General features: G+C 58.2%; 19 protein-coding genes and 1 other RNA gene. 11 read left to right on the top strand and 9 right to left on the bottom strand.

Annotated elements, in window-relative coordinates; translation table 11 throughout:
* Positions 1–38: 38 nt before the first annotated feature.
* From dnaK to ACFSE1_RS03660, 3 genes are all read left to right on the top strand, one after another.
* Positions 39–1,940: a molecular chaperone DnaK gene (gene dnaK / locus ACFSE1_RS03670; RefSeq protein WP_377396711.1), complete on the top strand. Its 1,902-nt coding sequence runs from the start codon at positions 39–41 to the stop codon at positions 1,938–1,940.
* A gap of 84 nt (positions 1,941–2,024) precedes the next feature.
* Positions 2,025–3,164, top strand: a complete 1,140-nt coding sequence (gene dnaJ, locus ACFSE1_RS03665; protein WP_377396709.1) for a molecular chaperone DnaJ — start codon at positions 2,025–2,027, stop codon at positions 3,162–3,164.
* A gap of 975 nt (positions 3,165–4,139) precedes the next feature.
* Positions 4,140–5,720 (top strand): ATP-dependent nuclease, encoded by a 1,581-nt coding sequence (locus ACFSE1_RS03660; protein ID WP_377396707.1) that lies wholly within the window; start codon positions 4,140–4,142, stop codon positions 5,718–5,720.
* A gap of 799 nt (positions 5,721–6,519) precedes the next feature.
* On the opposite strand, the gene ACFSE1_RS03655 is transcribed toward ACFSE1_RS03660, so the two are convergent.
* The 3 genes from ACFSE1_RS03655 to ACFSE1_RS03645 are packed head-to-tail and all read right to left on the bottom strand — an operon-like array spanning position 6,520 to position 7,629.
* Positions 6,520–7,071, bottom strand: a complete 552-nt coding sequence (locus tag ACFSE1_RS03655; protein ID WP_377396705.1) for a DUF924 family protein — start codon at positions 7,069–7,071, stop codon at positions 6,520–6,522.
* 7 nt (positions 7,072–7,078) lie between these two features.
* Positions 7,079–7,300 (bottom strand): SlyX family protein, encoded by a 222-nt coding sequence (locus ACFSE1_RS03650; RefSeq protein ID WP_377396703.1) that lies wholly within the window; start codon positions 7,298–7,300, stop codon positions 7,079–7,081.
* Between the two features lie 44 nt (positions 7,301–7,344).
* The gene (locus tag ACFSE1_RS03645; protein WP_377396701.1) at positions 7,345–7,629 is read right to left on the bottom strand and encodes a hypothetical protein; all 285 of its coding nucleotides are present in this window, start codon (positions 7,627–7,629) and stop codon (positions 7,345–7,347) included.
* A 184-nt stretch (positions 7,630–7,813) separates the two neighbouring features.
* Here ACFSE1_RS03645 and recF point away from each other — a divergent pair, with 184 nt between their 5' ends.
* The 3 genes from recF (at position 7,814) to ACFSE1_RS03630 (ending at position 10,210) form a co-directional block, all read left to right on the top strand.
* A complete protein-coding gene (gene recF, locus ACFSE1_RS03640) occupies positions 7,814–8,935 on the top strand; it encodes a DNA replication/repair protein RecF (protein ID WP_377396699.1) in 1,122 nt (373 codons plus the stop codon).
* A gap of 27 nt (positions 8,936–8,962) precedes the next feature.
* Positions 8,963–9,721: a molybdopterin-synthase adenylyltransferase MoeB gene (locus tag ACFSE1_RS03635; RefSeq protein ID WP_377396697.1), complete on the top strand. Its 759-nt coding sequence runs from the start codon at positions 8,963–8,965 to the stop codon at positions 9,719–9,721.
* A 63-nt stretch (positions 9,722–9,784) separates the two neighbouring features.
* The gene (locus tag ACFSE1_RS03630) at positions 9,785–10,210 is read left to right on the top strand and encodes a GNAT family N-acetyltransferase (RefSeq protein WP_377397222.1); all 426 of its coding nucleotides are present in this window, start codon (positions 9,785–9,787) and stop codon (positions 10,208–10,210) included.
* On the opposite strand, the gene ACFSE1_RS03625 is transcribed toward ACFSE1_RS03630, so the two are convergent.
* Together ACFSE1_RS03625 and ACFSE1_RS03620 are read right to left on the bottom strand one after the other, a co-directional pair.
* A complete protein-coding gene (locus tag ACFSE1_RS03625) occupies positions 10,200–10,697 on the bottom strand; it encodes a DUF3833 family protein (protein ID WP_377397219.1) in 498 nt (165 codons plus the stop codon). The two genes, ACFSE1_RS03630 and ACFSE1_RS03625, sit on opposite strands and share 11 nt — an antisense overlap.
* Positions 10,698–10,797: 100 nt before the next feature.
* Positions 10,798–11,802, bottom strand: coding sequence for a 2-hydroxyacid dehydrogenase (locus tag ACFSE1_RS03620; protein ID WP_377396695.1), 1,005 nt, complete (start codon positions 11,800–11,802; stop codon positions 10,798–10,800).
* Between the two features lie 188 nt (positions 11,803–11,990).
* Here ACFSE1_RS03620 and ACFSE1_RS03615 point away from each other — a divergent pair, with 188 nt between their 5' ends.
* A complete protein-coding gene (locus ACFSE1_RS03615) occupies positions 11,991–12,545 on the top strand; it encodes an SH3 domain-containing protein (protein ID WP_377396693.1) in 555 nt (184 codons plus the stop codon).
* Here the strand turns inward: ACFSE1_RS03615 and ACFSE1_RS03610 are convergent.
* Complete coding sequence (locus ACFSE1_RS03610; RefSeq protein ID WP_377396691.1) at positions 12,538–13,530, bottom strand: adenosine kinase; 993 nt, start codon at positions 13,528–13,530, stop codon at positions 12,538–12,540. The genes ACFSE1_RS03615 and ACFSE1_RS03610 overlap by 8 nt on opposite strands.
* Positions 13,531–13,825: 295 nt before the next feature.
* On the opposite strand from ACFSE1_RS03610, the gene ACFSE1_RS03605 reads away from it, so the two are divergent.
* A complete protein-coding gene (locus ACFSE1_RS03605) occupies positions 13,826–14,773 on the top strand; it encodes an AEC family transporter (protein ID WP_377396689.1) in 948 nt (315 codons plus the stop codon).
* A gap of 102 nt (positions 14,774–14,875) precedes the next feature.
* Here the strand turns inward: ACFSE1_RS03605 and ACFSE1_RS03600 are convergent, their stop codons facing one another.
* Positions 14,876–15,454, bottom strand: coding sequence for a c-type cytochrome (locus ACFSE1_RS03600; RefSeq protein WP_377396687.1), 579 nt, complete (start codon positions 15,452–15,454; stop codon positions 14,876–14,878).
* A 182-nt stretch (positions 15,455–15,636) separates the two neighbouring features.
* Between ACFSE1_RS03600 and ACFSE1_RS03595 the strand changes: the two genes are divergently transcribed.
* On the top strand, positions 15,637–16,392 hold the full coding sequence (locus ACFSE1_RS03595) for a 3-deoxy-manno-octulosonate cytidylyltransferase (protein ID WP_377396685.1): 756 nt from the start codon (positions 15,637–15,639) through the stop codon (positions 16,390–16,392).
* Positions 16,393–16,408: 16 nt separating this feature from the next.
* Complete coding sequence (locus ACFSE1_RS03590) at positions 16,409–17,272, top strand: prephenate dehydratase (protein ID WP_377396683.1); 864 nt, start codon at positions 16,409–16,411, stop codon at positions 17,270–17,272.
* Positions 17,273–17,295: 23 nt separating this feature from the next.
* On the opposite strand, the gene nudC is transcribed toward ACFSE1_RS03590, so the two are convergent.
* Both nudC and ACFSE1_RS03580 read right to left on the bottom strand, forming a co-directional pair.
* Complete coding sequence (gene nudC / locus ACFSE1_RS03585; protein WP_377396681.1) at positions 17,296–18,258, bottom strand: NAD(+) diphosphatase; 963 nt, start codon at positions 18,256–18,258, stop codon at positions 17,296–17,298.
* Positions 18,255–18,671, bottom strand: coding sequence for an HIT domain-containing protein (locus ACFSE1_RS03580; RefSeq protein ID WP_377396679.1), 417 nt, complete (start codon positions 18,669–18,671; stop codon positions 18,255–18,257). The genes nudC and ACFSE1_RS03580 overlap by 4 nt, the downstream gene beginning before the upstream one ends.
* Before the next feature lie 80 nt (positions 18,672–18,751).
* Here ACFSE1_RS03580 and ffs point away from each other — a divergent pair.
* An RNA gene (gene ffs, locus ACFSE1_RS03575) (signal recognition particle sRNA small type) lies at positions 18,752–18,848 on the top strand.
* Positions 18,849–18,909: the final 61 nt, after the last annotated feature.

Here is an 18,909-nt window from a genome sequence, read left to right as displayed (position 1 = left end):
AAGGGGTTCCGACAGTTCGCTTAAAGGAGAGAGAAGAAATGGCAAAAGTAATTGGCATCGACCTTGGCACAACCAATTCCTGCGTCGCCGTCATGGACGGCAAGGACGCGAAGGTTATCGAAAACGCCGAAGGTGCGCGCACCACACCCTCCATGGTCGCCTTCAGCGATGACGGCGAGCGCCTCGTTGGCCAGCCGGCCAAGCGTCAGGCCGTCACGAACCCGACCAACACGCTGTTTGCCGTCAAGCGCCTGATCGGCCGCCGTTATGACGATCCGACCGTGGAAAAGGACAAGGCTCTGGTTCCTTTCGAAATTTCGCGCGGCGACAATGGCGATGCCTGGGTCACGGCGAATGGCAAGGGCTACTCCCCGTCGCAGATTTCCGCCATGGTTCTTCAGAAGATGAAGGAAACTGCGGAAGCCTATCTGGGCGAAAAGGTCGAGAAGGCCGTCATCACCGTTCCCGCCTACTTCAACGACGCGCAGCGCCAGGCCACGAAGGATGCCGGCCGCATCGCTGGTCTTGAAGTTCTGCGCATCATCAACGAGCCGACGGCAGCAGCGCTGGCCTACGGTCTGGACAAGAAGGATGGCAAGACCATCGCTGTCTACGACCTTGGCGGCGGCACCTTCGATATCTCGGTTCTGGAAATCGGCGACGGCGTCTTCGAAGTAAAGTCCACCAATGGCGATACCTTCCTCGGTGGTGAAGACTTCGACATGCGTCTGGTCGAGTACCTCGCAGCCGAGTTCAAGAAGGACAACGGCATCGACCTGAAGACAGACAAGCTGGCTCTGCAGCGCCTGAAGGAAGCTGCCGAAAAGGCAAAGATCGAGCTGTCGTCCTCGCAGCAGACGGAAATCAACCTGCCCTTCATCACGGCAGATGCTTCCGGTCCGAAGCACCTGACACTGAAGCTGACCCGCGCCAAGTTCGAAAGCCTGGTGGATGATCTCGTCCAGCGCACGGTTGCACCGTGCAAGGCAGCCCTGAAGGATGCTGGCGTTTCCGCTTCCGAAATCGATGAAGTGGTTCTGGTTGGCGGCATGAGCCGCATGCCGAAGGTGCAGGAAGTCGTCAAGCAGCTGTTCGGCAAGGAGCCGCACAAGGGTGTTAACCCGGATGAAGTGGTCGCCATGGGCGCTGCCATCCAGGCGGGCGTTCTGCAGGGCGATGTGAAGGATGTTCTGCTTCTAGACGTCACGCCGCTGTCGCTCGGCATCGAAACGCTCGGTGGCGTCTTCACGCGTCTGATCGACCGTAACACGACAATCCCAACGAAGAAGAGCCAGGTCTTCTCGACTGCCGAAGACAATCAGCAGGCCGTGACGATCCGTGTTTCGCAGGGCGAGCGTGAAATGGCGGCCGATAACAAGCTGCTCGGTCAGTTCGATCTCGTTGGTCTTCCGCCTTCACCGCGTGGCGTTCCGCAGATCGAAGTCACCTTCGATATCGATGCGAACGGCATCGTGCAGGTGTCTGCGAAGGACAAGGGCACGGGCAAGGAGCAGCAGATCCGCATCCAGGCCTCCGGTGGTCTGTCTGATGCAGACATCGAAAAGATGGTGAAGGATGCCGAGGCGCATGCCGAGGAAGACAAGAAGCGTCGTGCGGGCGTAGAAGCCAAGAACCAGGCGGAAAGCCTGATTCACTCGACGGAAAAGTCGCTGCAGGAATATGGCGACAAGGTTTCTGAAAGCGACCGCAAGGCGATCGAAGACGGCATTGCCAACCTCAAGACGGCAATCGAAGCTTCCGAGCCGAATGCCGAGGACATCCAGGCCAAGACGCAGGCGCTCATGGAAGCATCCATGAAGCTTGGTCAGGCCATCTACGAGGCACAGCAGGCAGAAGCTGGCAGCGAAGGCGGCAAGGCCGATGACGGCGTCGTCGATGCGGACTACGAAGAAATCAAGGACGACAAGAAGTCGGCTTGACCGTCACGTCAGTCTCTGAATGTAACGCGTTGAGTGTCCGGCTGCCCTTGCGCAGCCGGAGCCCTTTCGGGAGCCGGAATCTTCATGGCAAAAGCTGACTTTTACGAAACACTGGGTGTCGGCCGGACAGCTGACGAAAAGGAGCTGAAAAGCGCCTTTCGCAAGCTGGCGATGAAGTATCACCCGGATAAAAATCCGGGCGATCAGGAAGCCGAGAAGAAATTCAAGGAGATCAACGAGGCCTACGAGACCTTGAAGGATCCCCAGAAGCGCGCGGCCTATGACCGCTTCGGCCATGCAGCCTTCGAGCAGGGCGGCATGGGTGGCGGCGGCTTCGGTGGCGGCGCAGGCGGCTTTGGTGCCGGCGGCTTCTCCGACATTTTCGAAGACATCTTCGGCGAAATGATGGGTGGCGGGCGTGCGCGCCGGTCCTCCGGTGGCCGCGAGCGTGGTGCCGATCTCCGTTACAACATGGAGATTTCGCTGGAAGAGGCCTTTACGGGCAAGACGGCGCAGATCCGCGTTCCAACCGCGGTCACCTGCGATGTCTGCTCCGGTTCGGGTGCCAAGCCCGGAACACAGCCGAAAACCTGCGGCACCTGCCAAGGTTCCGGGCGCGTGCGCGCAAGCCAGGGCTTTTTCTCGGTCGAGCGCACCTGTCCAACCTGTCATGGCCGTGGCCAGATCATTCCCGATCCCTGCACCAAGTGCCATGGACAGGGCCGCGTGACGGAAGAGCGTTCGCTCTCGGTCAACATCCCGTCGGGTATCGAGGATGGTACGCGCATTCGCCTGCAGGGCGAAGGCGAGGCCGGTGCGCGTGGCGGTCCGTCGGGCGATCTTTACATCTTCCTGTCGGTCAAGCCGCATCAGTTCTTCCAGCGGGATGGCGCTGATTTGTACTGCACGGTTCCGATCTCCATGACGACGGCAGCGCTTGGCGGCACCTTCGATGTGGCAACACTGGATGGAACCAAGTCCCGTGTGACCGTGCCGGAAGGCACGCAGCCGGGCAAGCAGTTCCGCCTGAAGGGCAAGGGAATGCCGGTGCTGCGGTCGTCGCAGACAGGCGATCTCTATATCCAGATCCAGATCGAAACACCGCAGAAGCTCACCAAGCGTCAGCGTGAACTCCTTCAGGAATTCGAAGAAATCTCGTCCAAGGAGAACAATCCCGAATCCACCGGCTTCTTCGCCCGGATGAAGGAATTTTTTGAGGGGTGAGCTGCGACCGGGCGCAAAGCGCCCGGTAAAATCGATCCAGTGAATCGATTTTAGCAGCGAACGCGCCGAGCCTAAAGCGAGGCGCCGGGGCGAAGCCAGCTGCGACGGCGTAGCCGGCAAACTTAGCCGTGGCACGTTTTGAGTGACGAACACTCCTCAAGCCTAAAGCGAGGCGCCGGGGCGAAGCCAGGAACGGGCGGTCGAAGACCGAGCAATCGATCCAGTGAATCGATTGCAGTGACGAACGCTCCTCAAGCCCAAAGCGAAGGGCCGGGGCGCAGCCAACTGCGACGGCGTAGCCGACAAACTTAGCCGTTGCACGTTTTGAGCTGCGAACACTCCTCAAGCCCAAAGCAAAGGGCCAGAATACACTGCCTCAAACCAGAGCCTCAGGCGCGGTAAACGCGCCTTGAGGCTTCTCCTTTGAGCATGGGTCGAATGCATCGGAACTAAATCCTGACCGCGTTTCATCGGTTGCAGTTTTCCGATGAACATGGCCAGGGCACCGTTCCACCACCGAACCTGCAAAGAATTAGCTCCCTCAGGCACTCTATCGCAGTCGGTTCAGGTTGAGGGCAAACATGCAAGCTCTCAAGCGAGGACCGCCATCGGCCCGAAGCGGTCGTTCCTTGGACATCTGGAGCTGCTTGATCGATGTGCCAGTAAAAAAATCGCCCTAGGGATTATCGGTTCGACCGCTCGTGCGTTCGCTGCCGCTAGATAGAGGGGGACATTTTTGTAGCTAGACAACCAGAATCACGCCTATAACGGGTGAAGTCGTCAAATCACTCTCCGCTGCCCATGCTCATCAAATCCTTGGAATTCTTCGACTATAAGACGTACCCGCATTTCAGTATATCCGCGAGGCACAGAAACGTCCTCGTCGGCCCGAACAATATTGGTAAGTCGACATCCTTAGATGCGCTTCGAATTGCTTTCGATGTCTTGCGATTTGCCAACCGCAGGAAACCCGAGTTGAAATCGCAGGGAATAGACGGGGTCTGTCCGACCTATCTGGTGCCACCCACAGTCATTCAAAGTGACCTTAGATATTGCGTTCACAACTTTGAAGACGGCCCTGCGCGAATTCATATAAAAATTGCAAACGGCTCGGTATTGAAGATGAATATTCCCCCCGATGGGGACGTCGAATGCTTTGTAGTCTCAGATATTCGAGTTCAACGATCGGCTGGTGTTCTCAAGAAAGCATTTCCGCTGGATATCGTTGTAGTGCCAACGCTCAGCCCGTTGGAGCAAAATGAAGAGTTCGTCACGGAAGATACTGTCGAGCGGAATCGTTTCGGTCGCCTTGCAAGCCGGAGCTTCCGCACGTTTTGGTATCGACAGGACGATAGCGAGTTCGAGGCGTTCGCAGAGCTCGTTGCACTCGGATGGCCCGGTCTGAGAATCAAAAAGCCTGAGCTTGAAAGGGCTGACGGAAAGGTCATTGTAAGGATGTATTTCCGTGATGGTTCAAAAGTCCGGGAGGTACAATGGGCGGGATTCGGCTTTCAAGTCTGGATGCAGACAATGATGCATCTTCGAAATGCGGGGCAAAACTCCGTCCTTGTTCTTGATGAGCCAGACGTTTACTTGCACCCTGATTTGCAGCATCGGCTTCTAAAGATCGTTTCCGAGAGGGTAGGACAGTATTTCATTGCAACTCATTCTACCGAAATAATTAATGCTGCTGATCCAGGCGATGTTCTGATCCTTCGACCTGGCGCTAGATCGGCGAAGCGCATCAGAAATGAGGATGATTTTTCTTCGGTTTACAACGCGATTGGAAGCTCTGAGAACGCCCAGTTCGCGCGCCTTGCCCGTACCAAAAAAGTTCTTTATGTCGAAGGCAAAGACATGCGATTGCTCGCGAAGTTGGGCAAAGTCGCAGGCGCTTCCGAATTTTTGTCAGACTCGTCTGTTACCCCTATGAAGACTGATGGTTTCGCCAATTGGACGAGGGTTTCCACGTCGGCGTGGGTGTTCAAAGAGTTCTTTGGGTTTGACGTTAAGGTTGCGTCCCTGTTCGATCGGGATTATCGGAGCGACGCGGAAGTTCAGGAATTCATCGACGAACTTATGGGAAGCGACGTTCGTTGCCACGTACTCCCATTCAAGGAGATCGAGAACCTATTACTCGTTCCAGAGGCCATCAGAAAGGCCGTCGGCAAGCATGCAAGTGGTCCACTATCTGCCGGATGGGAGGCAAGAGTGGCGTTCATTTATGACTCGGTGCTGGAGGCCTTCAAAGAACAAACGTCGCAGAAGATTGCGGCCAAGATCGTTGAACACGAACTGGCAAACAAACCGAAAGCAAATTTGCCCAGCGTCTTTTCTTCGGCATTGGAGCAATTCGGGCGGGATTGGAAGCAGCCAGATTTTCGAAGGGCTAAAGTGCCAGGCAAAGATGCCTTCTCGAAGATTGCAAGCGAGATACAATCCGAATTTCGAGTCACGATAACAGAAACCAGGGTGGTCGATGAAATGATCTCGTCTGACATTCCACCAAGTGTACGAGACATTTTCGCGGACTTAGAGATTTTTTTCCGCGATTAGCAACCTTCGGACTTCGCACACAGGACGCATAACTCGCCGCGCGGACTGTTATGTTCAATGGCTTGGTCCTCGAACATCTCCGTACCACGCAAAGAACAAGTGGCGCTTTGGCTCGTGCAATGTCCGCATCTGACGCAAAGCTGTCAATCGTAGCGAACAAATGCGGGAAGCACACCTAGCAACCACACGCCAAAGCTGCCCTAAGTTCTCCCCTCATGCACCCACGACCATCCCTCCCACCGCGCACGCACGCCGTCCCCATGCCAACCCAATCAACCACTTAGCGTTTTTCCATACGCCACGCCCAAACCTGTGTTTCAATTTGCCCGTTCCGCAACGGTTACACCAGCAGGCGTGCTGGCGATGCGGGGCCGGCGCGGGCGGGAGGGGCAAGACGCAAAACCCTCATGTCCGGGTACGCGGAAAATGGTCTCCCTCTGGCGACAACGGGGGAAGCGGTCAGGCGTCGGACGTCAGCCTGTCCCTTCATCTCCGAAGGAGCGCGCCGGGCGTGCCTGTGCGGCACACATGGGGAGTGGTGAGGGTCAGGCTTCGCCGTCTGTAGTCCGGCCGGTTTCCGGTCAGGCGGCGGTCAAAGGGCTTCCCCATCATTCCAGGCAGAGAGACCGGAGTCGCGTGCAAAAACCGCTGAACGGGGCGCTGAGAGGTGTCACTTACCAACTACCATACGAGGCAGCTTTCAGCGCCCCGGCCTGACAGTCTCTATGCCACGGGTTCACCGAACCGCGTGATGAGTGGCGCATGCCTGTTCTTTGAAAAGCGAAAGCGAGGGCGCTTCCTACCCGGCAAAACCGCCCGCATCCATAAACGCCTGTTCCTCCGGCGTGGTTTCACGCAGAAGGATATGATTCCGGTGTGGGAAACGTCCAAACCGCGCAATGATATCGCGATGCTCCTGCGCATGTTTGCGGGTGTTCTCATCCAGCGGTTCGCAGAGCTTGCAGCACAGGTCCTGATCACTCAGATCTTCCGAATGCATGAAAGGCAGGTAGAAGAACACCCTCAGCTCTTCGTCAATCTGCCGGTCACGCCCGGCCTCCAGCATGATGCGCGCATAATGAAGCGCCAGACTGTCTGTCGCATACATATGGGCCGTATGGCGAAAGCAGTTACGCGGAAACTGGTCCAGAAGAAGAAGCAGGGCCAGCGCGCTTTCCGGCGTCTCTGACCAGTGGCTCAATTCGCGCCGGGCAGCCGCGAAATGAAGATCGCGGAACGCGTCATGAAACCGGTCATCGAAGGCGGCATCCTTGTCGAACCATTTTTCCCGCCCTGCTTCGCGCCAGAAGCGGGTCACGGCCAAGGCGTCGTCCTGTCCTATCGGCTGCATGATGCTCTCAATAATGCGGTGGCTTGGTAATGGCGGGCGCTTCCAGCGAAGCCTCTTCCAGCGAGAGGAAACGCTCTGTCAGCCGGTCAAGCTTGGCGCGGGTCTGTTCGACCACTTTCCATTGCTCGGCAAGCTGTTCCGAAAGCTCGTCAATCGTCTTTGCCTGATAGGCAATCGTTTCTTCCAGCCGGGTGATGCGTTCGTTTTCGGAGATTGGATTTTCGCTCATGGCGTCCCATACCTCAGTCAGACAGGGCTGCAAAGCCTGCGGGGTCAGAGATCCTTCTTTCGCTTGTAGGGCATCAGCATGACAGCTGAACCGGTGACGGCACCGGAAAATGTAAATGCCATCGGCACGGAAAGAATGAAGAAGACCATCCAGGGATTGTTGGAGCGGAAAATGCGCGTTCCAAGTCCGGCCACGTCCAGCCAGACCAGGGCAACGGCAACGGAAAGTCCGAACAGAAATCCAAGAGCCGCATTGACGGCGAGAAACCGCAGCATGTGCCAATGGTCGGCCTTGGCTTCTTCAGGTGTCAATTCACCAAAATTGCTCATCTCCACCTCCCGCGAACAGATAAACCGGAAGTGGCAGGATAACACGCAATTTTCCATCTGCCGCATGCAAATTTGCAGTCTGCCTTCAACCGTGGCGCGTCCGCTCTGCATGAGGCTGAAAGGTGCTGCTTGCCTTGGGTGTCACAAAGGTTTAGCTCCAGATTTCAACTCTATGCGAAGCACGATGGCGCAGAAAACCTATCTCACCCGATTGAAGCTGACGGATTTCCGCAATTATGCGGATGTCGGCCTTTCGCTGGATGATCGCCATGTCGTGCTCACCGGCGATAACGGTTCGGGCAAGACCAATCTTCTGGAGGCCGTCTCCTTTCTGTCGCCCGGCCGCGGTCTTCGCCGCGCTGTCCTGGCGGATGTCACCCGTGTGGGTGCGGCAGGCGGCTTTTCGGTCTTCGCCAATCTCGAAGGCCGGGAAGGTGAAGTCGCCATCGGCACCGGCGTCGAAGCTCAGGAAGAGGCAACTGGCCGCAGGCTGCGCCTGAACGGCACGCCCGCGAAATCGGTCGAGGAGCTGACGGATCATCTGAATGTCCTTTGGCTGACGCCCGCCATGGATGGCCTTTTCACCGGCGGCTCCTCGGATCGGCGGCGCTTTCTCGACCGATTGGTCCTGTCGCTCGATCCAGCTCATGGACGACGGGCGGCGGATTATGAGCGGGCCATGCGCAGCCGCAACCGGCTTCTCTCGGAAGGACGGTTCGATCCGGCATGGCTGACGGGCATCGAGGTGCAGATGGCGGAACTTGGCATTGCCATGGCCGCCGCACGCCGGGAAATGCTCGACCTTTTGACGGCTCTCATTGCCCGAAGCAGCGAGACACCCTTCCCCTCGCCCGATCTTTCGCTCTCCGGCTTTCTGGATGAGGCGGGGGGCAAGCCTTTTGCCGAACTGGAGGAGGATTATCGCTCAATCCTTCAGGAAAGCCGTCACCGTGATGCTGCCGCGGGCCGCACGCTGGTCGGTCCCCATCGTGCGGATCTTCTGGTGCGGCACCGGGAGAAGAACATGGAGGCGGAGCGTTGCTCGACAGGCGAACAGAAGGCTTTGCTGGTCGGGCTCATTCTTGCCCATGCGCGACTGACCGGCGATATGACCGGATGCGCGCCGGTTCTCTTGCTCGATGAGATTGCGGCTCATCTGGACGAGGGCCGCCGCGCCGCCCTGTTCGATCTGGTGCACGATCTGGGCGGCCAATCCTTCATGACCGGCACCGACCGCGCCATGTTCTCGGCGCTGGGAGAACGCGCACAATTTTTCACCGTAAGCCAGGGCAAGATCCTTGGCTGACCCTTTTCTTCATTCGTAGACTGACCCATGACAAATGCTCTGACACCTGATGAAATCGAACGCTACAAACGCCATATCCTGCTTCCCGAAGTGGGCGGCGAAGGACAGCAGAAGCTTAAGGCTGCCCGCGTTCTTGTGATTGGCGCTGGCGGGCTTGGGGCGCCCATCCTGCAATATCTGGCGGCGGCGGGTGTCGGTACGCTTGGCATTGCCGACGATGATCATGTCTCGCTGTCCAATCTGCAGCGGCAGGTCATTCACGACAGCGGCACGCTGAACGATCTGAAAACGGAGAGCGCGGCGCAGGCCATAGCGCGTCTCAACCCGCATGTGCGGGTGGTTCGCTTCGAGGAACGTTTCAGCGAAGGCTTTGCCGCAATGCACCTCAAGGGCTTCAACCTTCTGATCGATGGTTCCGACAACTTCGATACGCGCTATGCAGCCGCCGATGCTGCGGAAGCCGCGAAGGTTCCCCTCGTCACCGGTGCTGTCGGCCGGTTCGATGGCACAGTCACCGTGCTGAAACCCTATGAGCTGGACGAGGAAGGCGTGCTGAACCCCAGCTACCGCGACCTTTTCCCCATCAAGCCGCCGCAGGGCCTGCTACCGAACTGCGCGGAAACCGGCGTCATCGGCGCGCTTACCGGCGTCATCGGAACCTTGATGGCGATGGAAGCAATCAAGCTCATCACCGGCATTGGCGAACCTTTGGTCGGCAGGCTGTTGAGCTATGACAGTCTGGCCGCGAGCTTCAACACCATCCGCTATCGACGCAGGAGATCGTAACAAGTGAAGATCGAACGGATTTCCCCGGCATTCTCCGATTGGGAGGGCTTGCATGGCCTTATCATGTCAGCCTTCGCCTATATGGACGGGCGGATCGATCCGCCGTCCTCGGCGCATCGGCTGACGCTGGAAAGCCTTGCGCAAAAGGCAAAAGACGAAATCTGCTTTCTTGCCACCGATGAAGACGCGCTGATCGGCTGCATCTTCTGCAGGCCGGAACCGCCATCCTTCCTCTATGTCGGAAAGCTTGCGGTTTCCTCATCGGCTCAAGGCAAGGGCGCCGGACGCGCTCTTTTGGCGAAGGCAGAAGAGGAGGCCACTCAGCGTCAGCTTCCATCTCTCCGGCTCGAAACCCGGATCGAACTTATCGAAAACCATAAGAGATTTGCGTCCTATGGCTTCCGAAAATCGGCTGACCGATCGCACCCCGGCTATGATCGGGTCACCTTCATCGAGATGATCAAGGATCTTCAGCCGGTCAACGGCTGAAGATCACCCTGGTTTTTGCGACCGGGAAAAGGAACTTCGTGACCCAGGCCGTGTTGACCAGCGTTCCATCCGGCTGAAGTTCCATCCGGTCGTAGAAATGCACCTTGTTGGGCTTGGCGTCCGTGCCAAGGTTCACAAGGTAGTTAAATTTCGCGACCTTACCTTCAATCTCCACCGTCGTGGTGCCGATCACGTCTTCCCGCGTGCCGGTATATTTGCCGGGACCGATCTTGGTGAAACGCCAGGTCTTGGTATCGCGCTCGCCATCGGAATAGCGAAAATCCTCGCGCAAAGTCAGCGTCTTTCCATCCCATTTGCCGGTCAGGTCGACATCGAACTGGCGTCGCACCCCGTTGATGGCGCTGAACGAACCGGTCGCCTTCGTCTTTCCGGCGAAATAGGTTTCAAGAGAAAGATCCGCCGCATGCGCAGTCTGCGTCATCGTCAGCATGACAAGCCCCATCGTCACCGAAGCCAAACCCTTCATCATCGGGTGCCTCCCTTCGTGTTTCGATTGGGTATACGGCCGCATGCGGTAACTGGATTTATGGCTGAGCGTCAGAGAGCGGAAATCGGGGCGCAATCCCTCAGAGCCGGCTCGGCAGCACTCTGTTGGGCGGTCGATGACCGTCGAAATAGGTGCGGATATTGATGATGACCTTGTCGCCCATGTCGATCCGGCCCTCAATGGTGGCAGATCCCATATGCGGCAACAGGACCGCCTTGCCCTCATGGGCAAGCTTCAGCAGCTTGGGGTTGACCAGGGGTTCGTTCGAGAACACGTCCAATCCAGCACCGGCAATCTTGCTCTGTTTTAAAAGCTGGATCAGTGCGGCCTCATCGATGATATCGCCACGCGCGGTGTTCACGATAATGCTGCTCGGCTGCATCAGGGCAAGACGACGCGCAGAGAGCAAATGGAATGTTGCGGGCGTAGAGGGGCAGTTGACGGAAACAATGTCCACCCGCGCCAGCATCTGGTCGAGACTGTCCCAATAGGTTGCCTCCAGCTCTTCTTCGGTTGCCGGATTGACCCTTTTGCGATTGTGATAGTGAATGGAGAGGCCGAATGCCTTGGCGCGGCGAGCAACGGCCGTGCCAATGCGGCCCATGCCGACAATGCCGATGCGCTTGCCGCCGATTCGCCGTCCCAGCATCCATGTGGGAGACCAGCCGGCCCAGCTGGCTGGATCTTCCGTCAGAACTCTGGAGCCCTCGATCAGACGCCGCAGTACGGCGAAGATCAGCACCATGGTCATGTCGGCCGTGTCTTCCGTCAGCACATTCGGCGTATTGGTGACGGTGATCCCGCGCTTGGCCGCCGCATCCACATCAATGTGATCAACACCGTTGGAAAAGGACGCGATCAGCTTCAATTGCGGACCAGCGGCTTCAATGAGCACCGAATCGATCCGGTCCGTCACGGTCGGAACGAGAACCTCTGCCGTTTTCACTGCGTCCAGAAGCTCTGCCTGTGTGCGCGGCCGATCATCGATGTTCAGCTCAGCCTCGAAAAGCTCGCGCATGCGCGTTTCCACCGCATCGGGCAGCTTGCGGGTAATGTAGACCTTGGGTTTCTTTCTGGCAGTCATGAGCATCCTTCGGAAACGCGTTCAGAGGTCGTTAACCAAGATAGGCGACATTCGGCGGATCAGGCGATTTCTACCAGACCCGGCGGGGAAGACAAATAAAACCTCGCACGGCGTTTCGATAGCCCGCCAAACCTCCTGTAGCGAGTGGTTCGTCTTCGCGAACATCTGAGGATCTCGAGAGTACATATATGCGCCGTTTCCTTCAAACGTCCTGCCTTGCGGGAATATTGGCTCTAGTGGTCACATCCATGAGCGCCGTCACCGAGGACTACCCGGTTCAGGCGCAAGGCACAGCCAAGGGTGCAAGCGGCTTGCCTCTTCCGCGTTTCGTCAGCCTGAAATCGCGCCGCGTCAACATCCGCATCGGTCCCAGCACCGACTATGCGGTCTCCTGGATGTATACCCGTGAGGGCCTGCCCATGGAGATCATTCAGGAATATGAAAACTGGCGGCGCGTGAGAGACGCCGAGGGCACCGAAGGCTGGGTTAACCAGGCCCTGCTGTCTGGCGAGCGCACGGCTGTTGCCGCACCCTGGATGCGCGGCAAAGGCAAGGATGTCTTCGTCAACATGCGCCGTGAGCCGCAAAGTTCCGCACAGACCGTTGCCAAGCTGGAGCCGGGCGTGATCATGCGCATCAAGGAATGCAACGGCGACTGGTGCAAGGCACAGGCAGGCAATGTGGAAGGCTGGGTCTCACAGGGTGAGATCTGGGGTGCCTATCCCGGCGAGGCCTTTAAATAAGGCCCGCCTCGATGCCGGCGTCCTTCAGCGAAAGCATGGGGCGCGGTCCCAATTGCTGGATCACGATGCCAGCCGCCAGGCAGCCCAGCTTGCCGCAATCTTCCAGCGAACGACCGGCCGTGTAGCCAAACAGGAAACCGGACGCGAAGAGATCGCCAGCGCCCGTGGTATCCACCAGACGCTCGATGGCGATGGCATCCACCTTCACGCGCTCCTGTCCGCGCAGAATGATCGCACCTTCCTCACTCATGGTGACAGCCGCCAGCTTGCAATCCTTGGCGATGCTGGACAGAGCCAGTTCGAAATCATCCGTCTCGTAGAGCGCCAGCGCTTCCTGCTTGTTGGCAAAGACAATATCGACCGTGCCGGATCGCATCAGATCGAGAAATTCATCGCGGTACCGGTCGACACAGAAGGAGTCCGAGAGGGTCATCGACACTTCGCGGCCATTCTCATGGGCGATACGGGCACATTCGCGGATCGCCTCCTTGGCGCGCGGCGGATCCCAGAGATAACCCTCGAAATAGGTGACCTTGGCTTCGGCCACGACATCCGGCTCGATATCTTCCGGCCCCAGATCGACGCAGGCCCCCAGATAAGTGTTCATCGAACGCTCGCTATCGGGCGTGACAAAAATCATGGACCGCGCAGTGGGGGGGAATTTTCCCTGCGGCTTGGTTTCGAAATGCACGCCCTGCGCCCGGATGTCGTGGCGGAAGATCTTGCCAAGCTCGTCTTCGGCGACCTTGCCGAAATAGGCAGCACGCGCTCCAAAACTTGCAACGCCTGCCGCCGTGTTGCCGGCACTGCCACCGGAGGCTTCATGGGCTGGACCCATGAGCGAATAAAGCCGCTCGGCGCGCTCTGCGTCAATCAGGTTCATGGCGCTCTTGATGATGCCGTTCTCGGTCAGGAAATTGTCCTCGCACCGTGCAAGAATGTCCACGATGGCATTACCGATGGTCAGAACGTCGAACTTGCTCATGAAAGGTGCCGTGCTCCTTGGCTTTCGTCGGCCCTGTATGAAGAATTTCGTTGCCGATGAAAAGGCTGAATTCTGGCTATTTCTCAGCCTGTCATGCCTCTGTCACCTGTGCGGGATATAGCTTGCCTCATCGGATCGCTTCGTTGTTCACGGATGCACTGACGCGAAGCGGTTCCGGTCCCCCTTCTTTCAGGTCATGCTCGGTATGGCTGCAAGCTTCATTTGTGCGAATGGCATGAATGAAGTAGACCGGATGTGTCCCCGGTCTGTGTTTGACGCCTGAAAGCATCTCTCCTTGTCTGCAGTCTTCATCAATGTCGCCCCCGTCTTTCTCTTGATCCTCATCGGCTGGACGATTGCCCGTACGGGCGTGATGACCTCCGAAGCGGGCGATGCCATTGCGGAATTCGTTTTCAAGGTTGCCCTGCCTGCCCTCATCTTCCGCACCCTGGCAGAAGCGGAATTTGGCGGCGCCTCGCCCTTCATGCTTTGGATTGCCTATTTCGGCGGGGTTGCAGTGACCTGGGCCGCCGGCCATCTGGTTGCGACAAAGCTGTTTGGCCGCGACGCCAAGATTGGCGTGATTGCAGGCATGTCCGGCGCTTTTGCCAATAACGTATTTATCGGCCTGCCACTCGTCGGACGCTCCGTCGGGACCGACGGCATTCTCGCGATTTCAATTCTGCTGGCCATCCACCTGCCGCTGATGATGATTGTCGGCACGGTGCTGATGGAACATGCGAGTGCGAAGGTTGATGGTGGAGGGCGACGCAGCCTTCTTGCTGTGCTCAAACAAGTGGGCAGCAATCTCAGCCGCAACCCGCTTGTCATTGCTTTGGTTGTCGGTATTGCCTTCAACCTGTCAGGCTTCGGCCATCTGCCGGTCATTCTGAAAAGCGTGGTGGACCAGATCGCCAGCATCACGGCAGGAGCCGCACTTCTTTCGCTTGGCATGACGCTGACAAAATATCCGCTGCGTGGGCAGATCGGCCTGGCCTTTGTGCTGTCTGCGCTCAAGCTGATGCTTTTGCCGGCCGCCGTCTATCTGGTTGCCCATCTGGTTGGCCTGCCAAAGGCCTGGGCCGCAGCCATGGTGCTGACCTCATCCGTGCCGACCGGCATCAATGCCTGGATCATCGCCACCCGCTTTCGCTCCGGCAGCGGACTGGCCGCCTCGGTCATCAGCATGACGACGCTTCTCGGTGTCTTTACCGTCAGCTTCTGGGCCTGGCTGCTCAGTTGAGCCGGCACCATGCAAAAAGGCCCGGATAAACCGGGCCTTTTCAGGTTATTCAATCGGCTGGCAAAGCGCGCAAAACCGCAGCACGCTTTTCCTGGAAATGCTCTAGTTCGTCGGTGCAGCTGCCGGTGCCGCAGCCGGATCTGGCAGCGGTGCAGGCTCATCAGCCAGGCTCCGCAGATAGGCGATCAGGTTCGCACGCTCGTCATCTTTCTTCACACCGGCAAAGCCCATGGCCGTTCCCGGAACATAAGCCTTCGGTGCGGCCAGAAAGTGGTTCAGATGCTCATAATCCCACGTTACCGAGCCGCCCTTGGAGAAATCCTTGAGGGCTGCTGAGTAACTGAAGCCCTCATGACCAGCAATCGGGCGGTTTACGATGGCCCAGAGATCAGGACCGACCTTGTTCGGTCCGCCCTTCTCTCCGCTATGACAGGCCTGACACTTCTTGAAAACGGTTTCGCCCGCCTTGGCATCTGCCGTGGCCAGCAATTGTGCAATCGGAACAGCTGCCGGAGCGGCCGCTTCACCACCAGCGCTCGGCGCTTCCTCAGCTGCAATCACGAAGCCCGGTTTTTCAGGCGTTTCCGAATGGAAAAGCCCTTCCGAGGCAATCGAAACTGACATCATGACGAAGACAGTGCCAAGCAAGGCCCCCACAGCCATGTTTGTATAGGCATTCATCCGCGAAAAGCTCCTTCCCACCCGCCGGCCCACCCGCCGGAATCACAGGTGTCCCACCTTGAATTCATCGGGAAGCTATGTCTTTTGCGAGAACGGTGCAACCTGAATCACATCCGCGCCCCCTGAGACCAATTGCCTCCCTAAGTCTTCACTCTGAACGCGGCATATACGAAGAGAAATTCATGCGCAATCCGGCCTTCAACCAGACGCTCGTTCTCATCCCGGCTCGAATGGCCTCGACGCGCCTTCCGGGCAAGCCATTGGCTGACCTGAACGGACTGCCGATGATCGTGCAGGTTGCCCATCGCGCAAGAGAGGCCGATGTTGGCCGCGTGATCGTTGCAGTGGATGACCAGCGCGTGCTGGATGTCGTCAAGGGAGCGGGATTTGAGGCCGTCATGACCCGGCAGGATCATCAGTCGGGCTCCGATCGCATCTTTGAAGCGGTCGCGGCTGCAGACCCGGACGGCAAGGTAGAATACGTGGTGAATGTTCAGGGCGATCTGCCGACCATCGAGGTCGATGCCGTTCACGCCTCCTTGCGCCCTATGGAAAATCCTGCCGTGGATATTGCCACACTGACGGTGGAAATCGACAACGAGGCGGACAAGGCAAACCCGAACATCGTCAAGGTTGTCGGTTCGCCCCTTTCCGATACGCGGTTGAAAGCACTTTACTTTACCCGCGCGACGGCTCCGACTGGCCCCGGCCCGCTCTATCACCATATCGGGCTTTACACCTATCGGCGCGCGGCGCTGGAACGCTTCGTTTCGCTTGGGCCTTCCGTGCTGGAAACGCGGGAGCGCCTGGAGCAGCTTCGTGCCCTTGAAGCCGGAATGCGCATCGATGTCGAGATCGTTGACTCCATCCCCCTCGGTGTCGATACTCCCGAAGACCTTGAAAAGGCTCGAGCGATCCTCGCCAGCCGCTCATTATAACAATCGGACAGAGTTTATGGTTCAGACCACCAATCGCATCGCCTTCCAGGGCGATTTCGGCGCAAATTCCGACATGGCTTGCCGGGACATGTTTCCGACCATGGAGCCGCTGCCCTGCCCGACATTCGAGGATGCCTTCGTGGCGCTGGAAAGCGGCGACGCGGATCTGGCCATGATCCCCATCGAAAACACGCTGGCCGGACGCGTTGCCGATATTCACCATCTGCTGCCGGAATCCAGGCTGCACATCGTTGGCGAATATTTCATGCCGATCCGCTTTCAGCTGATGGTTCTGCCCGGCGTGAAACAGGACGATATCCGCACTGTTCACAGCCATATCCACGCGCTCGGCCAGTGCCGCAAGATCATTCGATCGAACGGCTGGAAGGCTGTCGTTGCCGGGGATACGGCGGGCGCGGCGAAACTGGTCTCCGAAAAGGGAGACCGGAGCATGGCAGCGCTTGCTCCGCGTCTGGCAGCCAGCCTCTACGGCCTCGAGATCCTTCAGGAAAATGTCGAGGATTCAGAGCATAACGTGACGCGCTTCGTTGTGCTTTCACGCGATGAACACTGGACCGCACGGCGCGATGAGCAGGATGTTCTGGTGACCACCTTCGTGTTCAACGTGCGCAATATTCCAGCCGCGCTCTACAAGGCGCTCGGCGGTTTCGCCACCAACGGCATCAACATGACCAAGCTGGAGAGCTACCAGATCGGCGGCAAATTCATCGCCACCCAGTTCTATGCCGACATTCAGGGGCACCCCGATGATGCGCCGGTGCGCCGTGCACTGGAAGAATTGCGTTTCTTCTCCGAGAAGGTCCGCATTCTCGGCGTCTATCGCGGCCACCCGATGCGCGGCACGCTGAGCGCTGCGTGATGTTCTTGAGAATGGAGTAGAGGTTAGCGCTTCCACTCCACCCAATCGCGCATCAGCCGGTGCGCAATGGCACCTTGCGGCGGGGCGAAGGGGCCTTCGCCGCTTGGGTCTGCCTCCAGCATGGACGCCACCTCTTGGCGGGTAAACCACCGGCAATCGGCCAGCTCCTGCTCATCCCGGCTGATTTCGCAATCGAGAGCCTCGGCATAGCAGCCAATCATCAGGGAATGTGGCATGGGCCAGGGCTGCGAGGCATGGTAGCGGACACGACCCGTGCGAATGCCGGATTCCTCCAGCGTTTCACGGCGAACGGCATCCTCAATCGTCTCTCCCGGCTCCACGAAGCCTGCAAGCGTGGAATACATGCCCGCAGCAAAATGATGCCCGCGACCGAGCAGAGCAAGATCGCGCTGCACATCCACCGTCAGCATGATGACGACCGGATCGGTGCGCGGAAACATCATATGCCCGCAATTCGGACAGATTCGCTTGTAGCCGCCAAGCTCGCTGTGCGAAGGCGTGCCACATTTGCCGCAGAAACGATTGGCCGCATTCCACGCCAGAAGGCTCAAGCCCTGTGCCAGGGCCCCCAGCATGGCTTCATCGAGCAGCCCATCGCGAAACGCGCTTCGGGCATCGGTCAGCGTGTAGAGCGCTTCCAGCTCCTCCCCCGCTTTGAGAACCGGAACGACGAGACGCGGCTCCCCGTCTTGCGTGTGGCCGAGAAGAACCGCATTCGCATAATCCGGCTGCAGATCCTGCAATTCGGCGGCAGCAAACAGCGGATCGAAACCCGCGACCTTCTGCTTCAGGACGATCCGGTTGCCCGAGATGGCGATGCGGTGGGCACCTGCAACCGACAAGGCGCGTTCCAGGGCATCGGCGAGGCGATGTTCGGTATCCCGGTTCAGGCGATTGCCGGAAAAGGCCGTCAACCGACTCGGCTCCTCATGCGGTGCCTGCGTGTCGAAAAGGGAGATTGTCATGCGGAAAGCTCTTTGGAGAGCGATTGAAGAAAGGACTTCTTTTCGTCTTCATTCCAGGGCGTGGCCAAACCATGCCCCCAGATGGGCCTCGGCCAGTTCTCGTCGCCCTCATGCCTGGCCACCACATGCACGTGAAGCTGGGAGACGACATTGCCAATGGCGCCGATATTGATCTTCCTGGCCTTGGTGACAGTCTTCAGCGCCGTCGCCACCAGATTGGTCTCGAAGGTCAGCATGGCCTGATCGAGTGGCGCAAGTTCAAAGCTTTCCACCATATCGGCGCGTTGCGGCACCAGCATCAGCCAGGGCCAGCGTGCATCCTTCATCAGCCGCAATTGACACAGGCCCAGGTGTGTCACCAGCTCGGAATCCTTTTCCAGTCGGGCATCCAGCACGAATTCAGTCACGATCATCTCCTGATTACGCAAACTTGCTAGCAGTTTTTTGACGGCTTGGCTTGCATTTGGTTTGGGAAACGACGATATGTGCCTCGGGAGGTTGGTGGTGGACGAGCCACTCGCCAACCGGGTCAGGTCCGGAAGGAAGCAGCCCTAACGAGCCCGGCACGGGTCGCCGTGCCAGCCTCCCACCTTATTTTCGACGTTTCGGTCAGCCTCCGGTCTGCTTGAAAGCTTCAGCCGGGGATCGATT

It is taken from the genome of Affinirhizobium helianthi (genome assembly GCF_042680945.1).
Classification (GTDB): domain Bacteria; phylum Pseudomonadota; class Alphaproteobacteria; order Rhizobiales; family Rhizobiaceae; genus Neorhizobium; species Neorhizobium helianthi.
Note: the sequence above shows the minus strand (reverse complement) of the source record. Positions and strands in the feature narration are given on the sequence as shown.